Consider the following 844-nt stretch of genomic DNA (forward strand, 5'->3'; position numbering starts at 1 on the left):
CAGGGGGTGAAGCACTTTCGGCAGCGCGGAACGCATGCGCTTGCCGGTGCCTGCCGCCAAAATCACGATATTCATGGCGCCAGCTTGTCAGAGGAGTTCGAAGCCGACCATTTTAGCATGCGGCCCCTGGCGCTCCGGGCCTGTCGCGGCGGGGCGACAGCGCCGGAAAAGGGCCGCCCGGCCCTGTTCCGGCGGGTGTTCGGGCCCTGCTTACAGGTCGTCGAACTGGACGATCGAGATCGGCCGGGCCGCGATCGACTCACCCGGCGCCGCTGCGTCGTCGCCCGACGCGCACGGTTCCTCGTCGAACGCGATGTCGCCTTGCGGATCGGCCTCGCCGGTCGCGCGCAGCGACTGGAACGGGTACAGCGTCGTGTCCATCAGGTGCGACGGCACGACCTTCGCGAGCGCGTTGAACATGTTGTCGACGCGGCCCGGGAAACGCTTGTCCCATTCGCGGATCAGCGCCTTCATTTCCGCGCGCTTCAGGTTCGGCTGGCTGCCGCACAGGTTGCACGGGATGATCGGGAATTCGCGAAGCTCCGCGTATTTCTCGAGATCGGTTTCCTTCACGTACGCGAGCGGGCGGATCACGATGTTCTTGCCGTCGTCCGACTGCAGCTTCGGGGGCATCCCCTTCAGCTTGCCGCCGTAGAACATGTTGAGCAGCAGCGTCTGCACGATGTCGTCGCGGTGATGGCCGAGCGCGATCTTGGTCGCGCCGAGCTCGCCGGCCACGCGGTACAGGATCCCGCGGCGCAGCCGCGAGCACAGCGAGCAGGTCGTCTTGCCTTCGGGCACGAGCCGCTTGACGATGCTGTAGGTGTCCTGGTTCTCGATGTGG

1 protein-coding gene is annotated in these 844 nt (G+C 66.1%); it reads right to left on the reverse strand.

Annotated elements, in window-relative coordinates; genetic code table 11:
- Positions 1–210: 210 nt before the first annotated feature.
- Positions 211–844: tRNA 2-thiocytidine(32) synthetase TtcA (gene ttcA, locus L810_RS42145; protein WP_042978339.1), on the reverse strand; the 634-nt coding region annotated here is incomplete at its 5' end.

Source organism: Burkholderia sp. AU4i (genome assembly GCF_000466765.1).
GTDB lineage: Bacteria > Pseudomonadota > Gammaproteobacteria > Burkholderiales > Burkholderiaceae > Burkholderia > Burkholderia cepacia.